General features: G+C 44.1%; 10 protein-coding genes and 2 pseudogenes. 1 reads left to right on the top strand and 11 read right to left on the bottom strand.

Going from position 1 to position 26,064, the window contains the following annotated elements; genetic code table 11:
• Positions 1-6: 6 nt before the first annotated feature.
• The 8 genes from PHA78_RS03230 to PHA78_RS03195 form a co-directional block, all read right to left on the bottom strand.
• Positions 7-927: a 2-dehydropantoate 2-reductase gene (locus PHA78_RS03230; protein ID WP_044768790.1), complete on the bottom strand. Its 921-nt coding sequence runs from the start codon at positions 925-927 to the stop codon at positions 7-9.
• Positions 928-936: 9 nt separating this feature from the next.
• Positions 937-1,791, bottom strand: a complete 855-nt coding sequence (gene cvfB, locus PHA78_RS03225) for an RNA-binding virulence regulatory protein CvfB (RefSeq protein ID WP_105151841.1) — start codon at positions 1,789-1,791, stop codon at positions 937-939.
• 281 nt (positions 1,792-2,072) lie between these two features.
• Entirely contained in the window at positions 2,073-2,630 is a 558-nt protein-coding gene (gene frr, locus PHA78_RS03220) for a ribosome recycling factor (protein ID WP_009910199.1), read from the bottom strand.
• Between the two features lie 134 nt (positions 2,631-2,764).
• Entirely contained in the window at positions 2,765-3,499 is a 735-nt protein-coding gene (pyrH, locus tag PHA78_RS03215; RefSeq protein ID WP_015445263.1) for a UMP kinase, read from the bottom strand.
• Between the two features lie 166 nt (positions 3,500-3,665).
• On the bottom strand, positions 3,666-5,306 hold the full coding sequence (locus tag PHA78_RS03210) for a putative polysaccharide biosynthesis protein (RefSeq protein WP_099878351.1): 1,641 nt from the start codon (positions 5,304-5,306) through the stop codon (positions 3,666-3,668).
• Between the two features lie 351 nt (positions 5,307-5,657).
• Positions 5,658-6,446 carry a glutathione-dependent disulfide-bond oxidoreductase gene (gene yghU, locus PHA78_RS03205; protein WP_024378189.1) on the bottom strand — a complete coding sequence of 263 codons (789 nt, stop codon included), beginning with the start codon at positions 6,444-6,446 and terminating at the stop codon, positions 5,658-5,660.
• Positions 6,446-6,742 (bottom strand): hypothetical protein, encoded by a 297-nt coding sequence (locus PHA78_RS03200; protein WP_024377000.1) that lies wholly within the window; start codon positions 6,740-6,742, stop codon positions 6,446-6,448. Before PHA78_RS03200 ends, yghU begins: the two co-directional genes overlap by 1 nt.
• 9 nt (positions 6,743-6,751) lie before the next feature.
• On the bottom strand, positions 6,752-7,039 hold the full coding sequence (locus PHA78_RS03195; protein WP_024376999.1) for a bacteriocin immunity protein: 288 nt from the start codon (positions 7,037-7,039) through the stop codon (positions 6,752-6,754).
• 176 nt (positions 7,040-7,215) lie between these two features.
• Between PHA78_RS03195 and PHA78_RS03190 the strand changes: the two genes are divergently transcribed.
• The gene (locus PHA78_RS03190) at positions 7,216-8,337 is read left to right on the top strand and encodes an IS110 family transposase (RefSeq protein ID WP_015445098.1); all 1,122 of its coding nucleotides are present in this window, start codon (positions 7,216-7,218) and stop codon (positions 8,335-8,337) included.
• Positions 8,338-8,831: 494 nt separating this feature from the next.
• Here the strand turns inward: PHA78_RS03190 and PHA78_RS03185 are convergent.
• From PHA78_RS03185 to PHA78_RS03180, 3 genes and pseudogenes are all read right to left on the bottom strand, one after another.
• Positions 8,832-9,678: pseudogene (locus PHA78_RS03185) on the bottom strand (IS630 family transposase); the annotation flags it as partial.
• Positions 9,679-9,867 (bottom strand): annotated as a pseudogene (locus PHA78_RS12530) (helix-turn-helix domain-containing protein); the annotation flags it as partial.
• A gap of 261 nt (positions 9,868-10,128) precedes the next feature.
• Positions 10,129-26,001: a Rib/alpha-like domain-containing protein gene (locus tag PHA78_RS03180; RefSeq protein ID WP_272158436.1), complete on the bottom strand. Its 15,873-nt coding sequence runs from the start codon at positions 25,999-26,001 to the stop codon at positions 10,129-10,131.
• Between the last annotated feature and the right edge of the window lie 63 nt (positions 26,002-26,064).

The following is a 26,064-nucleotide window of genomic DNA, read 5'->3' as shown; positions in this document are numbered from 1 at the left end:
TTTCTCCTATCTCAACCCCAGCATACTTTCCTTGGCATGAACCATATCTGTTATCATCTGACAGTATGGCGTAGGGATGCCTGCTCGTTTGCCCTTAAAAACAACCGCTCCATTCAGATAATCAATTTCTGTCTTTCGACCATGTTGGACCAAATCTTGGTGCATAGATGGATAGTGATTGGAAGCCTTCTTAGAAGCATCAATAACATATTTCCAAATAGCTTCTTCGTCAATTCCATCTGCCTCAGACTTGGCAACGGCGATAAATTCTTTGAAAATCCCCTGTACTAGATTCAGTCCAGCCTCCGTACCAAATAATTCACCAATTGTACAGTCTAAAATGGTACAAGTTGGATTCATCACACCATTGACACAGGCTTTCTGCCAAATAGCACTGACAACATGATTGTCATAGGTCACATTTAGCCCAGCTTCATTCAGCATTTCAATAATATCCGCAACTGATTGCTCATCACCAAGAATATGCTGAACGGAGATAGAACCCAGACCTTCTAAGTGAGCATGTCCAGGACCCTTTAGTCCCGCCAACCACATGGTCACCCCAACCATAATACTTTCATCTGGCACGTACCGACGCATGGTCGTCGCATGCCCCAAACCATTCAAGAGACTCAAAACCTTGGTAGTTGGACCGATAATCGGTTTAATATCCCGCAACATCTTTGGCAACTGATCAGCCTTTGTCAATAGAATGATAAAATCTGCTTCTCTCGTTGCTTCGGTCGGTTTCATGATGGGCAACTGTATCGTTTCCTCTACATCTCCAGTCACTTTCAAGCCGTTTTCTCGAATTGCCTCGATATGCTCTTCCCAATTATCCAGCAAAATCACTTCATGATTTGTCTTAGACAATTGATAACCAAACCGACACCCCATTGCTCCACTTCCAGCAATATACACTAGCATAGATGCCCCCTATACCAACTCTGTTCCCAAAGAATCCTGTTTAATTTTTCCAGCCTTCATCAAACCACCAAGAGCTTTTTTGAATTGCCCTTTGGAAATACCAAAGGTGGCCTTGATGTCTTCCGGAGCAGACTTATCGTTCAAGGTCATGAAACCTCCATTGCTTTCCAGATAAGTCAATATCATCTGGGCATCATTTTCCAGCATCTCAAATGAACGTGGCTTGAGAGACAAGTTCAAGGTCCGATCCACTGCACGGTAGCCGATGACACGCGCCTCCAAAACCTGACCCAGACGTGGTTCCGCAAAGCGTTCGCTCGGATGGATAAAACCAAGCATGTTGTTGTCTGGCAAATAAACAAAAGTACCATTCATTTTCAAACGATAGACAATCGCTCGCAGAGTTTGGTTTTGCATATTGTCATAAGCAGGTCCAGCCATTTTCTGAAAATCTTCCTGAAAAGCTGGTAGAGCCCAAATGCGGTCCTTCTTATCGACGTCTAATTTGACGTACAACTGATCCCCTTTTTTCGGCCAGAGTTCCTTGATTTCAGGCAAAATGTCTAAGGAAACAACCACCTGCTTATCTGGTAAACCAGTGTCCACAAAGACACCCAGGTCTTTACGTACGTCAGTCACCGTTCCCCAACCAAAGCTGGTACGACTCGCCCCAACTTCCTTAGTTGTCAAACGGAGTTTTTGTTTCATATCGGTATAGGCAAATCCCTTAACAGATTGTCCTAGACTATGTTCTCCTTCATCCTTAGAAAGAGCAAAGGTTCTACCCTCTTTTTGGACAAAGTAAAACTGATCGTTTTCGTCAGTCACTAAACCAACTATATACTGTGCTAATAAATCATTCATGATTTTCTTCTTTCTGATTAAAAAAGGGGGAGTGGGAAAGAACTCGACTAGTCAAAAAATGAGTTCGTCTTCCCACCCCCGCAAAGTTGATTAGGTCAGATTTGGAGTGTAAAATACGAACAAATCTGCCAATCAACCACTGCGCTGAGATGTTGACACGAACTCCGAGAAGTGGCTATGGATTTGAGAATAGTTCCCCTCCATTAGATTTCTTATTGGTTCACCACTGGAAGTTAGACAGCCCAGTGATGATCTGTTTTTGTAGCTTAAAAACTTGTTGATTAAACTTCCAACAATTCTTTTTCTTTGTCGGCAGTCATTTTATCAATTGTCTTGATAGCATCATCTGTTACTTTTTGAATATCTTTTTCAAGCGTCTTCAACTCGTCTTCCGTGATTTCTTTTGCTTTTTCAGCTTTTTTAGCTTCATCCATGGCATCACGACGGATATTACGGATGGCAACTTTTGAATTTTCACCGACTTTTTTCACATCCTTCGCCAAGTTCTTACGAGTTTCCTCTGTAAGGGCAGGAATAACCAAACGGATAACAGTACCGTCAGATTGCGGTGTCAAACCAAGATCTGAAGCGTTCAAAGCACGCTCAATATCCTTCAAGATTGACTTATCAAACGGAGTAATCAAAAGAACACGCGCTTCTGGCACTGTAATACCAGCCAACTGGTTCAATGGCGTTGGAGAACCGTAGTACTCAACTGAAATACGGTCCAACAAACTAGCATTGGCACGGCCAGCACGAATGTGGCTGAATTCACGTGCCAAACTCTGATGAGATTGGTTCATGCGCTCTTGCGCTTTAGCAATAATTTCTTTAGACATAAGACTTCCTTCTTTGTATTTTTTTACATTCTTTTAGTTTACTTTTAGCACTAGGCAACGAGCCACAGGCATAACCGAAGTTAGGCAAGGCGAATTAACGAAGTAATAAAAGAAAAACTAAATGACGATATGATTTATTTTTCTTCTGAAGAATTTGAAACGGTAGTACCGATTGGCTCACCGAAGACAACACGTTTAATATTTCCTGGTTCATTCATATTGAACACGACCAAATCAATATCATTGTCCATTGAGAGAGTTGATGCTGTCGCATCCATGATTTTCAAACCTCGACTAATCACTTCACGGTGGGTCAATTCATTGAATTTAACTGCATTAGCATCTTTCTTCGGATCAGCATTGTAGACGCCATCCACACCATTTTTAGCCATCAAAATCGCATCTGCTTCAATTTCTGCAGCACGAAGAGCCGCTGTCGTATCCGTTGAGAAGTACGGAGAACCAATACCAGCTCCAAAAATAACAATGCGACCTTTTTCAAGATGACGAAGAGCACGACCACGAATATAAGGCTCTGCAACTGACTGCATCGCAATCGCTGTCTGCACACGTGTATCCACACCAAGCTGTTTAAGGGAATCAGCCATTACAAGAGCATTCATAACAGTCCCCAACATGCCTGTATAGTCTGCTTGAACTCGATCCATACCCGCTTCAGCAGCAGGTTCTCCACGCCAAAGGTTACCACCACCAATAACAAGGGCAATCTGAATACCTGATTCTGCGACTTCCTGAATTTCCTTTGCCATTTCCTGAACAGTTTTGAGGTCAATACCGACACCACGTTCACCAGCCAAGGCTTCACCAGATAGTTTGATTAGAATACGTTCGTATTTAGGTTTCATCATCTCTCTCCTCTTTTTTATCCCTACTATTCTACCACAAAAACCGTTTTTTTTATACTGAAATCTCTAAGAAAAAAGGAAAATCCTCAACGAACTTTCCTTCTCACATTCTAAAACGCCTCTTTTTCCCAGCTTTTCAATAGTAGAAAATAGAGATTTTTAAAACAAACTAGCCTAGGCGCAATTTCCTCCGTAAACTCTGAGCCCGACTTCCAATTAAACGATCTAGCTGACGAGTCTTCAATGTCAAGATGACAAAGACAAGCATACCTGCTCCACCTGCAACAACCAAGTGGATAAAGCTAGATACATAGCCATTTGCTGGAAGGATAAGATTCAGGACAAATTCAATCCCCCATACAATGAGTCCCATTACGATAGAAATCCAACTAATGGTCGCAATATCTTTTATCACTAGTCTTTCATCAATATGCAGAACCTTGTCAATTCGTCTATAGAAGAGGTACAGCATAATTCCCAACCCAAATATCGTTGAGATAAAGCTACCATATACCTTAAAGACATAGATCATTGGTACTTGTAAAACGATTTTCACTAGCATCCCAATCAAGAAATAATAAATGGCTCTTCTATTTTCAAATATCGCTTGAATGACCACACTAATGACAGAATATAGGCCCAGAGGTAAAATTAAAAATAAGTTCCAAATAAATAGAGTAATGGCGATAGGCTCTGACGGTCCGTAAAAAATCGTATAGAGTGGCCCAGCTAACAGGACTGTTCCAACAATTGCCGGTATAGTGAATATAAAGAGTAATTGTAGATTATCCGCCACTAAATGAGACGCCGCCTTCAAATCTTTCTTGACAAATTTCTCTGTAATCAATGGAATAGCAACACTTCCCAAACTCAGTGAAATCCCGATAATCATCATCGTAATCTTACTTGGATTGGCAGCCATATATGAATAAAGTTCCAAAAGTTCCGAATTACTGTAATCCGTAATTCTTTCCATAACACGAATAAACGTGACTTGGTCAATAAATTGCAATAATTGAATCGTTAGACCTAAAATGATAATTGGAATCGCATCTCGAACAGTTTCCTTAATAAGTTGACCTGTATCCAAAGAAATCTTTTGTTTCTTAGCATGAAGCAACTTACCAAGGTAACCTTGCTTCCATAAAGTATAAACTAAAATCCCAACACTAGCAATCATCCCGACAAAAGCTGCAAAGGTAGATTGGACAACTGCTTCAAGATAGTCACCGCTACCCAACTTCATAATCATAAATGTTGCTGCCAGTATCCAGATAACCCGTACCAGCTGCTCTGCAAGCTGGCTGATCGCATAGGGCTTCATATCGTGCCGACCTTGGAAAAAACCACGCAAGATACTCATGGCTGGGAAGATAAAGAGAGGCGGGACTAGACTATACATGACTGGAAGCAACTTTTCCTTCGACCCCGATGCGTCTGCCAACCACGGAGCACTTAGATACATGACCCCTGCAAAGACAGCTCCAAAGACCAACATGAGCTTGAAGAATTCTCTGACCAAGTAAAGCGACACCTCTTCTTTACCCAAGACATTGTATTTAGCTACTTGTTTGGCAATAGCTGTCGGAAGACCAGCTGTTGAAATCAATAAGAAGTTGGCATAGATTTGATACCCCATACTAAAGAGGGCATTGGCTTCGGCTCGATATTCCCCTAACCAAATATACCAGGGAATAACATAGGCAACACCAAGCAGGCGACTAAGAATATTTCCAGCAGTCAACCAAGCCAAGCCTCTGGCCATTGTCGCCTGTTCTTTGGACTGCTGCATTTCAACTTTTTCGGACATTTTTCTATTACTTTCTATGTAAATATAAGACAGAAAAAACTCATACTCTTCGAAAATCAAAATCAGACGTTGTTGACTTGATTTGATGAGTGAAAGGCTCCAGTGGAGCCTTTCAGCCTGTTACCTTGAAACAAAATAGTAACAGGGTTCTATCTGCGTAAGTAGTAACGAACTACGTTCGCCCTATCTCCAACCTCCAAAGGTTCCCCAAACCTTTGGAGCTAGTCTGATTTTGATTTTCATTGAGTATTAATTTCTATTTTTGGATTTTCACAAAGTCTAACTCTTTCATTATAAACTTTTATCATACCAAAGTAAAAGAAAAAACCACCCATAAGGTGGGCAAGTCAATCAATTATCAATTGAATGATATTTCACTGTCAACCCTCGTTGTACGGCTGGGCGCTGAGCTATTTTCTCTACCCAGGTCTTTAGATGCTTGTAAGAATCAACATCTAAAAATTCTGCCGAACCTGGATATAGTTCTCCTTGCACCAAGCGACCATACCAAGACCAAATAGCAATATCTGCGATAGTATAGGTATTTCCAGCTACATATTCTCTTGTCATCAATAGTTGATCCAAGAGATCCAGCTGACGCTTAGTTTCCATTGTATAGCGATTAATCGGATATTCTTGCGCTGTCGGAGCGTAATGGAAGAAATGTCCAAATCCTCCACCAACAAATGGAGCGGCGCCAGTTTGCCAGAAGAGCCAATTAAGAACCTCTGTCCGCTCTGCCCAAGCTTTTGGTAGGAAGGCGTCAAACTTTTCTGCCAAGTAGAGGAGAATGTTGGCTGATTCAAAGACACGAACTGGCTCCTTCTCCGAATAATCAACCATAGCTGGTATTTTGGAGTTTGGATTAATGGCTACAAAATCGGAGCCAAATTGGTCTCCTTGACCGATATTGATGAGAAAGAGGTCATATTCAGCTTCGGTAATCCCGAGTTCCTTCAACTCTTCTAGCATAATAGCAACTTTAATACCGTTAGGTGTTCCCAAGGAATAAACTTGGAGGGGCTTGTCACCTTTTGGTAATTTATGTTCAAAGCGACTCCCTGCTGTTGGACGATTGCCTGAACGATTGTCATTTTCATCTTCCCACTTCCAAACGAGTGGTTTCGTGTATTCTGTCATTATTTTTCCTCTAAATCATCTATTCCTAGTACATAACGTCGATAGGTCACTTGTAATTCCTGGATATAGCGCCCCAATTCTACCAACTCCTTTGGCGCTCTCCAGGTCAAGCCGGTCAATTCAGCATTGACAAATACCGATAACTGATCGGCCAACAAGTAGAGATTGTCTGAATGGTCGAGTTTCTGGGCGAATTCAACAAGTTTCTCACGCAAAACGGGTGAAATAGTTTCTGGTGACAACTGATAAAGGGCTGATAAATGGGAATAAAATTCTTCACGATTGGCTTTTTTCATACGAAACTCCTATAAATTATCTAATCGGGCCATATACCGACTATGGCTAACCTGCAGTTCCTGGATATAAGAAGCTAAATCAAGCAACTCCTTTGGTGCTTTTCCAGCCTGCTCAAGTAATTCCCTATTCACATATGCAGAAAGCTGACTCGCCAACATATAGAGATTGTCTGAATGGTCAAGTTTCTGGGCAAATTCAACAAGTTTCTCACGCAAAACGGGCGAAATAACTTCTGGTGATAACTGATAAAGGGCTGATAAATGGGAGTAAAATTCTTTACGATTAGCTTTTTTCATAAAAAAACTCCTATATCCTTATTTTTAATATCAGTATATGGTATTTTCACAAGTCTGTCAATATATAGACAATATGTAAAGACCCCCAGTTGAGAATTCGTGGATTTACCTGTACACTAGAATAAAAAAACAATCAACTTCTAACAGGAATTACCACACTCAATTGGAGGTCTTATATGTTTCATTTTACCACACTTTTCATCGGAATGGATGTTCACAAAGAAAGTTTTTCACTCTGCTATTATGATATGATGGCGAATCAATTCAAACATAGCACTAAAGTTGGTCCAAATGTTAGCTATATTGTGAACTATGTGAATGAGCTTCGTCGTTTATATGGTCAAGATGCAGAAGTGTTATGTGGCTACGAAGCCGGATGTCTTGGATTTACCCTATATCACCAGCTACAAGCTCACGGGATTCCCTGTATCGTGATGGCGCCTACAACGGTGATGAAGGAAGGATCTAAGCGTGTTAAGACTGATAAAAAAGATGCAGCTCAGCTCGCAAAAGCTCTGGCCTTTCGTAGCTATCGGCCTGTTCATATTCCTACTGTTGAGGATGAACAAGTCAAAGAATATATCCGCATGAGAACAGACCACAAAGTGGCTCTGAAGAAAATCAAACAACAAATTCTTGCCTTCTGTCTCCGACATGATTTTCGCTATACCGAGGGAAGCAGTAATTGGACACAGAAACATGTTCGCTGGCTCCGTTCCCTAAATCCTGATGGACTTTACGCAGAGATTTTGACAGAATATCTATTGACCTATGAGAAATTAGTAGATCAAATAGAACGGTATGATGCACGAATTGAGCAACTGGGTCAAAGCGACAGTTATCAAGAGAAGGTCTCACGGCTTTCTTGCTTTATTGGCATTAAAACACTAACTGCTCTTTCCATTGTGACAGAAATCGGTGATTTTAATCGCTTTGCGACAGCTCAACATTTTGCTTCTTATCTTGGGCTAACTCCTAGCGAAAATTCTAGCGGCGACAAGGAGAGAAGAGGTGCTATCACCAAAGCTGGGAATAGCCATGTGAGACGACTTCTGATAGAAGCTGCACAATCATTGGCTAAGGGGACGATTGGGTATAAATCCAAAGAATTGAAAAGGAGACAAAGTGGAAACCGAGTGGAGGTGATTGCTTATGCGGATAAGGCTAATGAACGCTTAAGAAGACGTTATCGCACACTTGTTCTAGGAAAAAATAAGAAACAAAATGTTGCTAAAACAGCTATTGCACGAGAATTGTCTGGTTTTATTTGGGGGATGATGACAGGAAGAATAGCTTGAAGTTAGCGCTTGTTTTCATGTACACTTTTGACCATTAAGTTTTATCATCGCAGAGCGATGAGGAATCCCTATTTCTATCCAGAATCACTGGGTGAATTTGGACAGAAATAAGGATTGAAATCATGTTTGAATGGAAAGTATCTTGAAGGAGTTTAGGACTTCAAGGTTTGAGTCATCTACGAAATGACTAAGTGGCACAATTGTAATCCACGCTTATAGAGAGTAGGACTCGCGGCAGAACCATTGACCTGTAGGTAACCAATCCACGAATATCAGAGTGGCCAATGCCCGAAGCTAAGAACTAGGCTCTTTCTAGATACTTTTCATTTTTTAATCAGTTCGATTGTTTTTACTTGACAAAGGGCTTTACATATCAGTGGTTTGAATTCACGCCGTACGCCTGAAGAAAATGCATGTAACTGTTTTCTAGCTACATGCATTTTTTTAAAAATACTTTGAAAAGTAATACTCAACAAAAATCAAAAGCAAACCAGTCAAGTGTTTTTAAACCATTGTCTACTAACAATTGGTTTTAAAATAGACCAATCTAACTCTCGTATTACTTCTTGAAGCTTGTTTATCACATCGTCTAGTGTTTTAAAAGCTTTATTCTTAAACCCTCTCTTTCGAATCTCAGCCCAAACTTGTTCAATTGGATTCATTTCAGGAGTATAGGGAGGAATAAACTCAAAACCAATATTATGTGGTTTCTCTAAGGTACTTGATTTATGCCAAACGGCATTGTCCATCACTAATAAAATATAATCGTCAGGATAAGCTTCAGATAGTTGTTTGAGAAAAACATTCATCCAATCTGTATTACAGCCCCCAGCGATAATGAAGAAGGACTCTCCTGTATGGGCATCAACAGCACCATAGCAATAGCGATACTCACGAATATAGTGACTATGTACATGCGGTCTCACCCCTTTTGGTGCCCAGGCCTTCCCAATTTTACTGATCCGACCGAAACCCGCCTCATCTTGATACATTAGCCTGACTTTATGATAGCGACGACTATTCTTGAAGCGCTTTCCTGTTTTCGTGAATGAAGATTTTATTTTTAGACGCTAGAATCGTTTCGGCGTCTGCTTTTTTAGGGTGTTCTGGTCTTGGCGTCACTTTGCGCCAACCATGGCGTTTAAGAATGGCATAGAATCCTTCCTTGGTCGTAGGGTGTCCAACCCGTTTCTGATAAGCTTCATAGAGAGAGTTTATCGTCACAAATTCGCCATTTAGTGAGGCTGTTAACTGTTCTTTTAGAAACGCTTCCTCTTCTTGAAGGGTTAAATATTGACGGTTCCGTCCACCTCGCGTTTCTCTTACTAGAGCTGAAATCCCCTCAAGTTCGTACTTGCGCTGTAAGGACCAGATTGTATACTTTGAATAGCCGATGAGGTTAGTGATTTCCTTATAGCTAAGACCTTCTGCTCTGAACAAGATAACTTGAAGTCGTCTATGAAATGGAGAATAGGTTTTATCTTTCAAATAAGTTTTTAATTCTTTCGTTTGTTCGATAGTAAGTTTCATAAATCTATTATAGGTTAGTTTTTGTTTTTTGAATAGTATAAGCGCCCAATAACAGGTATATTGAAAAAGGGGCGGTTACCATAAAGAAAGAGAGGACGAATTTCGTCCTCTCTAGGTGTTAGCTGACATCAACCCACTACGGTTGACAAAGAGCCGGAAAGTATTGCCAAATTGCGGCTATACTTTCCTTAAGGTATTTTACCCTATTCTTATTTCAGTCGAGTCTCACCAGTATTTCAATTTGCATCGGAGAGATGAGAATTAGTTCTCATCTTCTCTTTTTGCTTTTCTAAACATAGCTACGCCCGCTAACAGAGCTAAACCAGACAGAACTAAGATAGGAGAACCATTTTCACCTGTTGCTGGCAATGGTTTCTTAGCTGCTCTTGTCGAAGAAGCAGATCCTGGCAATACTTTTGTAGTACCACTTGACTGACTTACGCCAGAGTCTGGACTAACTGTAGAATCTGTAGCAACTACTTTCGTAGCAACAATCTGATCCACGGAACCATCTGGGTAAGTAATGGTCACTGAACCATCATTGGCTACCTCAATCTGAGTACCTTCTGGAAGAGTGTTATTCTTACGGATAGCAGTTTCTACCGCTTTCTTCTCAGCATCTGTCAATTTCGTCAAGTCTTTAACCTTAACTGCCAAGTCATTTGTTGGAGTAAGGCGTTCTGCAGAAGACTTGCCTGCAGGTACAGATTTAGCATCTGCTACATTTGAACCTTGCTTCAATTCTTCTTCGTTTGTAAAGCCGTCTTTATCCTCATCTGCTGTCAAGTCGTAAGCTGGCAAGCTATGGCTTGTGCCTTCACCATGTGCCACCTGAAGAACTGTCTGATCAGCAGGGAGTCGACCAATAGAACCATCTGGGTAGGTGATAGTTACTGAACCATCATTGGCTACCTCAATCTGAGTACCTTCTGGAAGATCCTTATCCTTACGGATAGCAGTTTCTACCGTTTCCTTCTCAGCATCTGACAATTTCGTCAAGTCTTTAACCTTAACTGCCAAGTCATTTGTTGGAGTGAGACGTTCTGCAGAAGACTTGCCTGCAGGTACAGATTTAGCATCTGCTACATTTGAACCTTGCTTCAATTCTTCTTCGTTTGTAAAGCCATCTTTATCCTCATCTGCTGTCAAGTCGTAAGCTGGTAAGCTATGGCTTGTGCCTTTACCATTTTGAGCATCCATAACAGTCTTAGTTGGCAAGATTGTATCTGTTGACTTGTCTGGGTAGGTAACAGTAACTGTACCATCATCTGCTACGCTTACTTCTGTACCTTCTGGAAGAACATTGTCCTTACGAACAACATCTTCCAATTCTTTCTTCTCAGCATCTGTCAACTTAGATGCATCCTCAACAGCAATTGGTTTCTTCACTGTTGGAGCCAACTCTTCTGCAGTTTGTTTTGGTTGAACAAGTAATGTAGCCGCTTGACTAGATGGTACTCCCTCGTTCTTAGCAACAACTGATACTGCAGTGCCACCTTCCATTTCTGATGTAGAAATGCTGATTGTGCCATCTGGGTTAACAACAGCAATTGAAGTTTCTGGAAGAATCCAATTACCAGTTGCATCCTTGTTAGCTGTTACAGTGATTGGGGTTTCGCTACCAGCTGGTGTGAAGGTAATATCAAGGCTTGTAGCATTTTCCGCAGGAGGAGTTATAAGGACATTTCCGCTACCATCAAGGGCTAGTGATGGAGTCGCTGGAACTTCAACTACTGGTGTATCAGTGCTTGCTGGTTTAGCTGGTACATAAGTTGCAGAAGCTTCATCAGATGGAACTTGACCATTCTTAGTAACTACTGAAACTGCTGTGCCATCTGCTACCTTATCAGCTGGGATGGTAATAGTGCCATCTGGGTTGACAACAAGGCCTGAATCAGCTGGTGCTGTCCATGCGCCAGTTGCATCCTTACTTACAACTACAGTAACTGGTTGGCTTGCGCCTTCTGGAGTAAAGGTAATGTCAATGCCTGTAACATTTTCCACTGGTGGAACAATTGTTACGCTACCATTTTCATTGGTCTCTACGCTTGACTTAGCTGGAGTTTCCGGTACTTGAGGAGCTGGATCATTTGATGTCAAGTCGCCATTCTTAGCTACAAGACCTACTTGTCCTTCAGTACCATCTGCTAGCCTATCAGCTGGGATGGTAATAGTGCCATCTGGATTGACAACAAGACCTGAATCAGCTGGTGCTGTCCATGCGCCAGTTGCGTCCTTACCAAGCGTCACAGTAACTGGTTCTGTCGCACCTTCTGGTGTGAAGGTAATGTCAAGACCTGTAACATTTTCAACTGGTGGAACAATTGTTACGCTACCGTCTGCATTAGTAACTGATGTTGGCTTAGCTGGGATAGCTGGAAGTTCTGGAGTTGGAACAGGAACAACTGCTGAGCCTACTTCTGGTGAAGATACTGAACCATTCTCAGCCACTACCGTCACGGCTGTACCATCGGCTACGTTTTCAGCTGGGATGGTAATAGTGCCATCTGGATTGACAACAAGACCTGAATCAGCTGGTGCTGTCCATGTACCAGTTGCATCCTTACTTACAACTACAGTAACTGGTTGACTTGAACCTTCTGGTGTGAAGGTAATGTCAAGGTTGGTTACATTGTCAGTTGGTGGTGTAACAACTACAGCACCTGAATCTGTTGCTGTAACTTCTGGCTTGCTTGGTGCAACTGGTGTTTCTGGAGTTACTGCTGGAACAGGAACAACTGTTGAACCTACTTCTGGTGAAGATATTGAACCATTCTCAGCAACTACCGTCACGGCTGTGCCATCTGCTACTTTTTCAGCTGGGATGGTAATGGTGCCATCTGAGTTAATGACAAGGCCTGAATCAGCTGGGGCTGTCCATATGCCATTTTCATCCTTACTTACAACTACAGTAACTGGTTGGCTTGCGCCTTCTGGAGTGAAGGTAATGTCAAGGTTAGTTACATTGTCAGTTGGTGGTGTAACAACTACAGCACCTGAATCTGTTGCTGTAACTTCTGGCTTGCTTGGTGCAACTGGTGTTTCTGAAACAGGTTTAGCAGCTTTGACTGTGTCTGTTGGCTGGATAGTATCCGCTGACTTGTCTGGGTAGGTAACTGTAACTGTACCATTGTCTGAGACTGTAACCTCTGTTCCCTCTGGCAAGTCGTTTGAATCCTCAACAGCTTTCTTAACAGCTTCTTTCTCTGCATCAGTAAGCTTGTCTGGGTTCTTCACTTCTACTGGCTCAGTTAGACTTGGGGTTAATTGACCTGCGCTATCTTGACCTGCTGGAGTTGAAGATGGATCTGTGGCATTTGTACCTGCTTTCTCCTCTTCCGTATCAGTGAAGCCATCCTTGTCTGTGTCCTTAGCGACTTTGACTGTCTCTGCTGGCTGGATAGTATCTGTGGACTTGTCTGGGTAAGTAACTGTAACTGTACCATTGTCTGAGACTGAAACCTCTGTTCCCTCTGGCAAGTCGTTTGAATCCTCAACAGCTTTCTTAACAGATTCTTTCTCTGCATCAGTAAGCTTGTCTGGATTCTTCACTTCTACTGGCTCAGCTAGGCTTGGTGTTAATTGACCGGCGCTATCTTGACCTGCTGGAGTTGAAGCTGGGTTAGTTGCGTCTGTACCTGCCGTTGCCTCTTCTGTATCAGTGAAGCCATCCTTGTCTGTGTCCTTAGCGACTTTAACTGTCTCTGCTGGCTGGATAGTGTCTGTGGACTTGTCTGGGTAAGTAACTGTAACTGTACCATTGTCTGAGACTGTAACCTCTGTTCCCTCTGGCAAGTCGTTTGAATCCTCAACAGCTTTCTTAACAGCGTCTTTCTCTGCATCAGTAAGCTTGTCTGGGTTCTTCACTTCTACTGGCTCAGTTAGACCTGGGGTTAATTGACCTGCACTATCTTGACCTGCTGGAGTTGAAGATGGATCTGTGGCATTTGTACCTGCTTTCTCCTCTTCCGTATCAGTGAAGCCGTCCTTGTCTGTGTCCTTAGCGACTTTGACTGTCTCTGCTGGCTGGATAGTGTCTGTGGACTTGTCTGGGTAGGTTACTGTAACTGTACCATTGTCTGAGACTGAAACCTCTGTTCCCTCTGGCAAGTCGTTTGAATCCTCAACAGCTTTCTTAACAGATTCTTTCTCTGCATCAGTAAGCTTGTCTGGATTCTTCACTTCTACTGGCTCAGCTAGGCTTGGTGTTAATTGACCGGCGCTATCTTGACCTGCTGGAGTTGAAGATGGGTCTGTTGCGCTTGTACCTGCCGTTGCCTCTTCTGTATCAGTGAAGCCATCCTTGTCTGTGTCCTTAGCGACTTTAACTGTCTCTGCTGGCTGGATAGTGTCTGTGGACTTGTCTGGGTAGGTTACTGTAACCGTACCACTGTCTGAGACTGAAACTTCTGTTCCAGCTGGTAAGTCGTTAGTTTCCTCAACAGCTCTCTTAACAGATTCTTTCTCTGCATCAGTAAGCTTGTCTGGGTTCTTCACTTCTACTGGTTCAGTTAGACCTGGATTTAGACGATCTGCACTATCTTGACCTGCTGGAGTTGAAGATGGGTCTGTTGCGCTTGTACCTGCCGTTGCCTCTTCTGTATCAGTGAAGCCATCCTTGTCTGTGTCCTTAGCGACTTTAACTGTCTCTGCTGGTTGGATAGTGTCTGTGGACTTGTCTGGGTAGGTTACTGTAACTGTACCATTGTCTGAGACCGTAACCTCAGTTCCCTCTGGCAAGTCGTTTGAATCCTCAACAGCTTTCTTAACAGATTCTTTCTCTGCATCAGTAAGCTTGTCTGGATTCTTCACTTCTACTGGTTCAGCTAGGCTTGGTGTTAATTGACCGGCGCTATCTTGACCTGCTGGAGTTGAAGATGGGTCTGTTGCGCTTGTACCTGCCGTTGCCTCTTCTGTATCAGTGAAGCCATCCTTGTCTGTGTCCTTAGCGACTTTAACTGTCTCTGCTGGTTGGATAGTGTCTGTGGACTTGTCTGGGTAGGTTACTGTAACCGTACCATCGTTTGCAACTGAAACAGTCGTTCCAGCTGGCAAGTCGTTTGAATCCTCAACGGCTTTCTTAACAGCTTCTTTCTCTGCATCAGTAAGCTTGTCTGAATTCTTCACTTCTACTGGCTCAGTTAGACCTGGATTTAGACGTTCTGCACTATCTTGACCTTCTGGAGTTGAAGATGGGTTATTTGCATCTGTACCCGCCGCTGCTTCTTCTGTATCAGTGAAGCCATCGCCGTCTTTATCCACATTAGCTGGGGTTGAATCAGCCTTAGTTGGGTTGCTGCCGGCTGTGATTTCTTCCTGATCTGAGAAGCCATCGCCATCTGTGTCAGATTTGTTTGGATCTGTGCCACGTGTAGCTTCATCTTCATTGCTGATGCCGTCGCCGTCCGTGTCTGTCTCGCTTGAAGCTGGTTTAGAATCTGCCTTAGTAGGGTCTGTGCCACGTTCGACCTCTTCCTTGTCTGAGAAGCCGTCGTTGTCACTGTCAACCTTGCTTGGATCTGTACCATTTTCAGTTTCCTGGCGATCGCTGATACCATCACCATCTGTATCTACAAACTGAGTAACTGCATCTTTTGGCTGGATAGTGTCTGTTGAATTATCTGGGTAAGTAACTGTAACCGTACCATCGTTTGCAACTGAAACAGTCGTTCCAGCTGGCAAGTCGTTTGAAGCCTCAACGGCTTTCTTAACAGCTTCTTTCTCTGCATCAGTAAGCTTGTCTGGGTTCTTAACTTCTACTGGCTCAGTTAGACCTGGATTTAGACGTTCTGCACTATCTTGACCATCTGGAGTTGAAGCTGAATCGGTTGCGCTTGTACCTGCTTTTTCTTCTTCCTTGTTGCTGAAGCCATCCTTGTCTGTATCAGTGTCCACTGGAACGAAAATCTTATCTTTCGAACCATCTGGGTAGGTCACTGTTACTTCGACACCTGCTTGGCCATTCTTCTGAAGAACAACTGGATTTTCAATTGAAAGATCCACAGCTGGCTTGTCACCATCTGCTGTCAAGGCAGGAACGTCAACATTTGCCAAGATCTTAGCCTGATCAGCTTCTGGAACTGCTGTACCATTGTCAGTCGCTACAGAAACCAGAACAGGATCAGTAGACTTCAAGACAGGAGTGTAGGTCACATTGTCCGCTGTCTTAATCGGAACAAGAATAGTATCTGCCGTACCATCTGGGTAGGTTACTTTAACCGCAACAGCTGGCTGGTTGTTTGGACCTTCTACAATCGTAGGATCCTCAATGCTTGCTGTACCACCCTTGGTATCTACATTGTTCTTGATCGCTTCAAGATCTGCTGGCTCTTCTACTTGAGCACCTACCGCCGGAGCATCCATAACGCCAACTGGAGTTTGGCTCTTCAAGCTTGGCTCTTTGGCCACATTGTCCGCTTGTTTCACAGGAACCTTGATGATATCTTTCGAACCATCTGTATAGGTCACTGTCACAGGAAGAACTGGTTGGTCACCATCCATTTCCACTACAGCGTCATCAGCGATGCTTGCCTTGCCACCTTCTGGAACGACAACCTTGTCAAGGATAACATTCTGATCTGCTGGATCAGTGATGCTTGCACCTGCTGTAGGATTTTCTGTAATAACAGCTTGAGCTGGTTTGCCCGCTTCAGCTTCTTTCAGACTTGGTTCCTTGGTTGCACTTACTTTTTGTACAATCGGAACATCCACTGTATCTGTCGTACCATCTGCATAGGTCACAATAGCCTTGACAACTGGCTGACCGTTAACTTCTTCTACCCGTGGATTTTCTGGAAGGCTGACAACAGGAGCTTTCTCACCAGCAGCCACTTTCGGTACTGGTACCGCTGCAATAATCGCATCCTTGTCATCCTGGCTAGTAATAGCTGTACCTGGAGCCGTCGCAGCATCAACCTGAACAGGATCTGTCACTGGACTTGGTGTGTACTTGCTATTGTCTGCACGTTTGACCGGAACAGAAATTGTATCTGTCGTACCATCTGGGTAAGTCACTGTTACTGGAACAACTGGCTGACCATTTTCACGGACAACAGTAGCGTCATCAGCAATCGTAGCATTTGCACCTTCAGGAACTTCAACCTTATCAAGAATAGCTTGCTTGTCGCTCGCAGGAACTGGCGTACCAGTCGTTGCAGCTGCCTGGATTGGCACGGGAGTCTGGTCTGTCAAGCTTGGCTCTTTGACAACGTTGTCTGCCTGTTTAACTGGCACTTCAATCGTATCTTGAGTACCGTCTGGATAGGTTACAAGAACATTGACAACTGGTTGACCAGCATGAGGACCATCTTCCTTACCAGCAACAATGGTATTATTCACCACTTCAGCCTTACCTGTCTTCGGATCTACCTTAGCAACAATAGCATCCAAGTTGGCCTTATCTGACACCGTCAAACCAACAGTCGCTTCTGTCAGAATTGGCACTGGATTGGTATCTTTCAGACTTGGATCCATAGCCAAATTATCAGCCTGTTTCACAGGAACATTGATGGTTTCAGAAGTACCGTCTGGGTAAGTCACTGTCACTGGAACAACTGGTTTGTTGGTCAATGGATCGTTGGCAACAACTGCACCATCCGCAACCTCAGCTGTCGTACCTGCTGGCAACTTGCTCAAGTCAACCTTAGCAGCAATAGCTTCCTTGTCCATTGGGTTGTTGATTGCTACACCTGGAGTTGGATCGATGGCTACCAAAACTTCAGCTGGTTTGCCAAGTTCTGGTTCTTTCAGGCTTGGAGTATTTGTTTGGTTATCCGCTTGTTTAACAGGAACAGGGACAATATCCTTAGTGCCATCTGGATAGGTCACTTCTACATTGACCACAGGATTACCAGCTTGATCCATAACCACCTTAGCAGGTTCTGCTACTTTGACAGATTGAGGAGGGTTTGGAAGACCAGCTACATTGACCTTGTCTGTAATCAATTTCTTATCTGCATCTGACTCTACTGGAGTATTTTCAGCAACTGGAACACTGATTGGAGCTGGTTTTTCAGGAGCTGTAACCGTTGGGTCGTTGGCTTCATTGTCCTTCTGGTTAACAGGGACATTGACCTTTTCATAAGTGTCGTCTGGGTAAGTCACCGTTACTTCAACGAATGCTTTGCCATCAACCACCTTAACTGGTGATGTGATTTCCTTAGTAACCTTAGGAGCCTGACCACCATCTACAGCTGGAACCGTCACACTATTTAGGATAGCTGGCTTATCAGTTTCCGCAATCGGTGCATCTGGCGCATCTGAACCAGTAATGGCTACCGGTGTTTCTGCAGCTGGTGCTGTTGGTGTGTAGGTCTCGCTATCTTTCTGGTCAACTGGAACCTTGATGGTTTCAGAAGTACCGTCTGGGTAGCTTACAAGAACTGGGACAACTGGTTTGTCACCATCAAGCTCAACCTTAGCTCCATCTGGAACCTTAGCTGTGGTATTCTCTGGCAACTTGCTCAAGTCAACCTTAGCCGCAATAGCTGCCTTATCTGTATCTTGTACAGGTGTTTCAGCCTTAGCTGGTGTATCGGTCAAGACAGGTTGATCCGCATCTGTCAAGCTTGGTGTGTGCTTCACACTGTCTTTTTGAACTACAGGAACATAAACTGTATCTGTCGTATTGTCTGGATAAGTCACGGTCACTGGAACAACTGGTGTACCATTTCGATCAATAACCTTGGCATCTGCTGGTAGGCTTGCTTGACCACCTGAACCTTCTGGGATCACTACAGCATCTTTAACGGCTTGCTTATCACGTTCTGACAAGGTGCCATCTTGGACAGCTGGGGCATCCAATTTGACAGATTCAGCTGGTGCTGTTGGGTTGTGGGTTTCGTTATCTTTCTGGTTAACAGGGACATTGACGGTTTCAGAAGTGCCGTCTGGGTAGCTTACTTTCACTGTCACATACGGACCATCTGGACCTTCTGTAACTGGTGAAGTGATTTCCTTAGTAACCTTAGGAGCCTGACCACCATCTACAGCAGGAACTGTCACGCTATCAAGGATCGCTGCTTTATCTGTAGGATCAGTGATTTCTGTACCTGGAGTTTGTGGAGAAGTAATCGCTACAGCATTGTCCTTGTTTGGTGCTACTGGGTTGTAAGTCAAGTCATCCTTCTGGTCAACTGGAACCTTGATGGTTTCAGAAGTACCGTCTGGGTAGCTTACAAGAACTGGAACAACTGGCTTGCCATTTTCAAGCTCAACCACAGCATCATCTGGCACCTTAGTCTCTGTACCTTGAGGAAGATTTGTCTTATCAACCTTGGCTGCAATAGCTGCCTTATCAGTTTCTTGAACTGGCTCATTTGCCTTAGCAGGTGTGTCGGTCAAAACTGGGCTGTTTGCCTCTGTCAAGACTGGGGTATGCTTGGTGCTGTCTTTTTGGACAACAGGGACATCCACTGTTTCAGTCGTGCCGTCTGGGTAGGTCACAGTCACTGGAACAACTGGGGTACCATTTCGGTCAACAACCTTGGCATCCTCTGGAAGACTTGCCACACCGCCTGAACCTTGTGGAATCGTCACAGCATCCTTGACAGCCTGCTTATCAGCATCGGACAAGCTAGTGTCGGTCGTTGCTGCTACGTCCAATTGAACTGGCTTAGTAGGAGCTTCTGGGTTGTGGACTTGGTTGTCAGCGTGTTTGACAGGAACTTCAATCTTCTCTTTAGACTTATCTGGGTAAGTAATCTCTACTTCGACAACTTTCTTACCTTGGTTTGCACCTGTACCGTCTTTGACTGGCGAAGCAATCGTCTTAGTCACTTCTGGCTTAGTGCCCGCTGCTGGGACATCTACATTGGCAAGAATAGCTGCGTCATCTGGGCTGGTAATCTGAGTGTCGTTTGTTGGCTCTACAGAGATAGGAACCTCTTTAGGATTTACCAAGTTTGGTGTGTAAACAGCTCTGTCATACTGGCGAACTGGTACCTGAACCTTATCAACTGTGCCATCTGGGTAACGAACTTCTGCTTCAACGACAGGCTTGTCACCATCCAATTTGACAGCTGCATTTTCAGGAACATGAATCTGACCATTTGAACCTGCTGGGACATTGACACCAAACTTCAAGGCTTCTCTTTCCTCAGCAGAAAGGGTTTGACCTGGTGTCACTGGACTATCCAATGGTACTGGGGTTGTGCTAGCCGTTGCATCATACTTGGTGCTGTCTTTTTGAACTACAGGAACATAGACTGTATCTGTCGTATTGTCTGGATAAGTCACGGTCACTGGAACAACTGGCTTGTCATTCTCAAGCTCAACTTTAGCCCCCTCTGGAAGACTTACTCGACCACCAGAGTTTGCTGGCACAGTCACTGCTGCCTTGATGTCATTCTTATCATTGTCTGATAGGGTGCTGTTGGCGGTAGCTGGTGCATCCAATTTGACAGATTCAGCTGGTGCTGTTGGGTTGTGGGTTTCATTATCCTTCTGATCTACTGGGACATAGACAGTGTCTGTTGTCTGGTCTGGGTAGGTCACGGTTACCTTGACAACTTGCTTGCCATCTCGTTCCTCAACCACAGGATTTTGGTCAAGACTTGGTCTTCCGCTAGAACCTTCTGGAACAGATACTTTAGCAAGAATGGCATTCTTATCAGCCTCAACCGTAATAGCTGTATCCGATGCATGGCTAGCCTTGATAGCTGCTGGCGTTTCTGGATTGCTTATAGTCGCTTCATACTTAGCATTGTCTCTCTGCTTGACTGGTACTTCAACGGTTTCAGAAGAACCATCTGGGTACTCAACTGTCGCTACAACAACTGGCTTGCCTGTATTGCCTTCTGTACCATTTGTCACACGAGCGTCCGCTGGAACTGTGACAGTTGGCTGTCTATCACCAGCAGGGTAGTTCGGTACAGTTACCGCTGCCTTAACGGCATTGCGCTCATCCTCTGTCAATGGTGTGCCAGTTGTAGCAGCAGAATTAATCGGTGTTTCAGTCACTACTGGCGTGTGCTGAGCACTGTCTTTCTGCTTGAATGGTACAGTCACTGTTTCAGATGAGCGGTCTGGGTAAGTGATGGTCACTGCACCGTTTTCGGCAACATTAAAGTCTGTATTTTCAGGGAATTTAGATGCGCCTTCTGGAGTTTTGTTGGCCTCTTTGAGGGCATTGATCAGAGCAGTCTTATCAGCGTCTGTCGTTGGACGTGCGCTATCGATGAGGGCTGGAGCTGTGTTAGCTGGTGGGACAACCTCAATGTGAGCTGCCTGAGTTGGCCATGTAGCTCGAACCGTCACGGTCTTATCTTGAGATACAAAGGTTCGTTTGAAGTCCTCTGGTGCATTTGCATGAGCTTTTGTGCGAATAATTACTGAAACTTCTTTATTCTGACCACTTGTAGGAGCATCCGTTGGAATAATGACCTCAAAATCAATCAAATTGTCTTGACCTGAACCAACATTGAAGTTGATCTTAGGTCTAACATCCTCAGGAGTCAGTGCTTGATCAAAGGCTTTTTCAATAGCTGTCTCTGGCTGGTTAACAGTGGCATCAACAATACGAACATAGAAGTCATTTGTCGCCGCACTTGCTTGGTCTAAGTTATCCAAGGCACGAAGCTTACGGGTATGTTTGCCGATAGCAGAATCTGTTTTACCAGAAATCAAGGCTGCCTTCGTATTGCTTCCCTTGTCTTTTTCACCAACCGTCAAGCCCATCTCATCTTTAGTGCTTCCATTCGTAGAGACAATTTGGACATCCTTAATTGATTCGTTGTCCGTAAAGCCTCCCAACTCCACTGGAGTGGTCATATCTGTATTCTTGAAGACTACCAAATCATTCGGCTGGGTAGTTACTGTTGGAAGACCTGATTTAAGCGGTACTTCCACCTGTTCAGTCGAACCATCTGGGTACTCGACGGTCGCCACAACAACTGGCTTGCCTGTGTTTCCATTTGTACCATCCGTCACACGAGCGTCCGCTGGAACTGTGACGGTTGGCTGTCTGTCGCCAGTGAAGGTCGGAACAGTTACCGCTGCCTTGACGGCATTGCGCTCATCTTCTGTCAATTCTGTACCTGCCGTTGCAGCAGAGTTGATCGGTGTTTCAGTCACTACTGGCGTGTGCTGAGCACTGTCTTTCTGCTTGAATGGTACAGTCACTGTTTCAGATGAGCGGTCTGGGTAAGTGATGGTCACTGCACCGTTTTCGGCAACATTAAAGTCTGTATTTTCAGGGAATTTAGATGCGCCTTCTGGAGTTTTGTTGGCCTCTTTGAGGGCATTGATCAGAGCAGTCTTATCAGCGTCTGTCGTTGGACGTGCGCTATCGATAAGGGCTGGAGCTGTGTCAGCTGGTGGGGCAACCTCAATGTGAGCTGCCTGAGTTGGCCATGTAGCTCGAACCGTCACGGTCTTATCTTGAGATACAAAGGTTCGTTTGAAGTCCTCTGGTGCATTTGCATGAGCTTTTGTGCGAATAATTACTGAAACTTCTTTATTCTGACCACTTGTAGGAGCATCCGTTGGAATAATGACCTCAAAATCAATCAAATTGTCTTGACCTGAACCAACATTGAAGTTGATCTTAGGTCTAACATCCTCAGGAGTCAGTGCTTGATCAAAGGCTTTTTCAATAGCTGTCTCTGGCTGGTTAACAGTGGCATCAACAATACGAACATAGAAGTCATTTGTCGCCGCACTTGCTTGGTCTAAGTTATCCAAGGCACGAAGCTTACGGGTATGTTTGCCGACACCATAACTTGTACCTGTTTTACCGGAAATCAAGGCTGCCTTGGTATTATTTTCCTTGTCTTTTTCACCAACCGTCAAGCCCATCTCATCTTGGGTTCTTCCATTCGTAGAGACGATTTGGACATCACTGATTGATTCGTTATCTGCAAAGCCTGCCAACTCCACTGGAGTAGTCATATCTGTATTCTTGAAGACAACCAAATCATGTGGCTGGGTCGTTACTGTTGGAATACCTGATTTAAGCGGTACATTTACGTCTTCACGAGAGTTATCACTGTACCTAACCGTCACCGCACCAGTAGGAGCAACATCATAATTGGTATCTGCAGGCAATTTACCTGGGTTGGCTGCTTTAAGTGCATCGATGATAGTTTGTTTTTCATCCTCTGCTACAGTTGTCCCCTTGATTTGAACAGCCTCAGGCACTACCAAATCAGTACTATCCGCAAGGGTATCCTGTACACGATCTGGTGCATGTCCATCTAGGGCGATTCTAGCTTCTTGGAGTTTAGCAAGGGCAGCGTCAACTTCAGCCTGAGTTGCTGCTGGGTTAGCCTTGTCACGAACTGCTATTGCCTGTGTAAGGGCTTGTTCATAAGCTTGTTTCTTGTCCTCGCTAGCATAGGTATATTCTGCATTGGCTGGGTCTTTCACATGACTAGAGCGATCAATCTCAGCCCTGAGGTTGCCCTTGTCTACATCCTTGGTGACTGGTTGAGTTGTACCACCCAAGCCACGGATCGCATCGGTCAAGTTTGAAATCAACTGACCTACGGATGTTGTTGGCAATTCACCTGTTTGTGGTGATACTCTCTTGGCAGCATCCAAGGCAGTATTAAAGGTATTTTGCTTAGCTCTATCTGCTCTTGAATAATCACTTGACTGCTTGATCGTTTCTGCTTGCGCCACCAAATCCTTCAAGTGTTTCATTTCACCGTCCAAGGCACGGGCACTTGTCAGCATGTCTGCCACACCTTGTTGAGACTTATCTCTTTCCAAGCCTGCCAACAATTCTTCTTTTTGCTTATTGTTGATATTTGTCAGCTGGTTGATGGCATCCTTGGCCTGGATATAGTCGCTGTAAGCTCGTGCCTGGTCGACTGCATTGGTAATCTCTGATGGGGTTTGGGCACGGTCTACAATTCCAAGGAACTCATTTTTCTTCTCTTCTGGTAGGCCTGAGATGGCATTGATGTCACGTCTGGCCTGGTCTCTGAGAACTTCTGCCTTGGCTCTTTCTAGGATGGCTTCTATCCGTTCAGCTGTTTTTTTGCCATCTGAGCTGACAGTATTGAAATTAGTCTCTGTGATTTGAGCACGCAATTCATCCTTGTTGCTTGGAGCTGGATTCATGTTATCGAGCTGTTCCAAGGCACTGCGTTTCAGGTCTTCAAAGGCTGCTTCTTCGATGATGGCGTTGATTTGATCCTGTGTGGTTGCATTATCAATTCGGTTTCTGTAAGGTGTTTTTTCACCATCATTTAGTTTGCTGAGGGCGTTGATAGCCTCCTTGCCCTTGTTCCTCATATTGGTGGTGTTGAGGGCTTTGGCATCATTGAGTTTCTGGTCAACTACAGTAGTCGTCGTTGCGCTATTGATGGCATTGATGGCTGCCGTCTTCTCATTTTGAGAAAGGTGCGGAAGGGCATTGATTTCCTGGATAGCCGCTGCTTTCTTCTTATCGAGGGCATTCTTCTCATTGCGTGCTTCAGTGATGATCGCTTCAATAGCCTGCTGGTTTTGGGCCGCATCGATTCTGCTCTTCCAATCAGCAGCCTTACCATTGATGTTACCGATGCTATCGATGGTAGCCTTGGCTTCATCCTTGGTAGTCTTCAATGGATCTTCTTGGTAGAAGAGCATAGCAGGTGTCAAGAGACCGTAGACTTGGGTGTTTACTGGGCCACCAAAACGGCTATCTTTTGTAACCCCTTTAACTTCAATACCCTGAATTTGAGTTTGTCTACTATCTGTATACTTAATTGAAGCTGTAAGATGTTGAGCCTTCCAGTTATCTGGTCCAAATGTACGCGCCCCATTCTTGAATCCCCATTGATTATTCCAAGATTGAAGCTGTTTATTCAACTCAAGAAACTTATTCAACTGTTCTTGCCACTGGGTCAGATAGGTAGCTTTATTTCCAATAGTAGCGATGTTGGCAACTGCTTTTTTAGCTGGCAAGTTTAATTGATGGTCTTCACCTTGCAAACCAACCATATCGTTTCCAACTACTCCTCGTCCCTTAAGGACAAAATTAGTCGAAGTAGATGGAGCTGTTGGTGCAGCACCTGATGCAGTGTTGATTTTATAAACCAACTGCTTCATCGGGATGGTCTTTTCTGAACCATCCTTGAATCGGAGGACTGCATTGCCACCGACACCGTCAGTGGATACCGATACACCAGTAACCAAAGGCTCTGAACCATTGAAGAGGTCTGGGTTAGCTTCACGGATTTTTTGTGCGATGTTATTGCGTGTCTGTTGACTTAGGTCTTGCAGACTGTTAACTCCTATACGAGCAGGTGGGTTAATGGTAGACTTTTCAGCCAGCGTGCGGGTATCTGGCGTTGTGCCATACTGAGCCAAGAAGTTAGCATGACTTCCAGACTCTTCATTAAGACCTACGACGAAGTTCATCGGAGCATTGCCGTCTTTCACACGAGCACGGAACTTATAGACATGCTTATCGGTAGAGCCACTAAATCTGTTGATGTAGACAGTTCGGGAAGTGGCTTTAAAGTCACTAGCAGCTTTTGTTAGAGCTTCTTTACCACTACCAGCATTGTTAGGAACTGAGAACATCAGACGATCCCAGTCACCGTTCCATCTGCCTTCGCTTTGACCACCGATGGTATCTCCACCAGGATCAGTTGGAGATGTTACTTTTTTATGTCTTTCGCCCTGTAAAGAATCTGGACTACCTATGATATAGCGATGGTCCCAAAGGCGGTACCATGGCTCATCCGCAAATCTGTAATCACCCTGCCATGTTCTATACTCTGTGGTTTCACGAGGGGTTCTCTCACCTTGCCAGTAGAGTTCCCGAGTGATCTTTTCTGGCTCGTAAAGGGATTTCGGCATATTGAAATACAGAAAACGTCTCGCATAGCCGTCATGATCTTGGTTGAAGGTCAGTGTGACATCCACATACTGGACTCCATTTACCTCTACAAATGACTTTTCAATTTTGAAGTCCCCGTCACTGGCTAGAGCTTTTGGCGAACCGTTACGAACATAGCGAATTTCTACACCTGGATCATAGTCTGTACCAGCTTGAACTTGCTCGACGCCACTCAAGACCATTCCACTACCGATAACCAGTGAAACAACACCGATTGTCAACTTACGAATACCAAATCGACTGCGCTTTTCAAAGTTAAAGGCTTCTTGACGATTTAACTTATTTCGTTTAATTTTAAACAAATTCATTTCCTCCTATTTTTGGCATTGACGGAAAAGGAACTAGACTGTAGACAATTAAATCTA

It is taken from the genome of Streptococcus sp. HN38 (genome assembly GCF_028335765.1).
In the GTDB taxonomy this organism is placed as follows: domain Bacteria; phylum Bacillota; class Bacilli; order Lactobacillales; family Streptococcaceae; genus Streptococcus; species Streptococcus suis_P.
Note: the sequence above shows the minus strand (reverse complement) of the source record. Positions and strands in the feature narration are given on the sequence as shown.

Coding starts and splice junctions, on each gene's coding strand:
- frr (WP_009910199.1), bottom strand. CDS start 2,630: ATGTCTAAAGAAATTATTGCTAAAGCGCAAGAGCGCATGAACCAATCT.
- pyrH (WP_015445263.1), bottom strand. CDS start 3,499: ATGATGAAACCTAAATACGAACGTATTCTAATCAAACTATCTGGTGAA.
- PHA78_RS03190 (WP_015445098.1), top strand. CDS start 7,216: ATGTTTCATTTTACCACACTTTTCATCGGAATGGATGTTCACAAAGAA.
- PHA78_RS03230 (WP_044768790.1), bottom strand. CDS start 927: ATGCTAGTGTATATTGCTGGAAGTGGAGCAATGGGGTGTCGGTTTGGT.
- PHA78_RS03195 (WP_024376999.1), bottom strand. CDS start 7,039: ATGAAAAAAGCTAATCGTAAAGAATTTTACTCCCATTTATCAGCCCTT.
- yghU (WP_024378189.1), bottom strand. CDS start 6,446: ATGACAGAATACACGAAACCACTCGTTTGGAAGTGGGAAGATGAAAAT.
- cvfB (WP_105151841.1), bottom strand. CDS start 1,791: ATGAATGATTTATTAGCACAGTATATAGTTGGTTTAGTGACTGACGAA.
- PHA78_RS03200 (WP_024377000.1), bottom strand. CDS start 6,742: ATGAAAAAAGCCAATCGTGAAGAATTTTATTCCCATTTATCAGCCCTT.
- PHA78_RS03210 (WP_099878351.1), bottom strand. CDS start 5,306: ATGTCCGAAAAAGTTGAAATGCAGCAGTCCAAAGAACAGGCGACAATG.